Raw genomic sequence first — 527 nt, 5'->3', positions numbered from 1 at the left:
CCGCCGCAAACCGCTTTCCGATGGTGCAGGCGGCCATGTAAAAGGCATATGGGAACCGATCATCTCGCTCGAAGATCGTGAAGCCGCACTCGCAATGCTCAAAAAGCGCGGACTGACAAAGGTGCGACAAGGCAAGTGGCTGTTGAAGGGGTTAGTCACGTGCGGTGAATGTGGTGGCAAGATGTACGGGCAGTTGACCGGAGCGAAGACCTACAGTTGCAAAGACGGGAGCGGTCACGTAGCGATCAGCGCGGAACGGCTCGAACAATGGGTTGAGGGTCATCTAGTAGCACACATCACCGACCGCATGGAGAAGGAGCGCGAAGGCGGCCAGCTACAACAGAGTGAGGAGCCAGCCGAATGGCCACACGAAGCAAAGTTGCGGCGAGTCGATGAGAAGATGACCGAACTCATGAGCGCATACAACAACGATGAGCTGTCGGGCGAGGTCGTTTTTCCGCAGGTCAAGAAGTTCGAAGCCGAACGAGGCGAACTCCGTCGAGGGCGCGATGACTTTTACGCATTGC

General features: G+C 56.9%; 1 protein-coding gene. It reads left to right on the top strand.

The features are described from left to right. Positions 1-527 (top strand): recombinase zinc ribbon domain-containing protein (locus tag GTW58_RS13945; RefSeq protein ID WP_209436604.1); only part of this gene is annotated, 527 nt, incomplete at both ends.

The organism is Kocuria subflava (assembly GCF_012163155.1).
Taxonomy (GTDB): Bacteria; Actinomycetota; Actinomycetes; order Actinomycetales; family Micrococcaceae; genus Kocuria; species Kocuria subflava.
The sequence above is the reverse complement of the archived record's forward strand: the minus strand, read 5'-3'. Positions and strand labels throughout refer to the sequence as shown.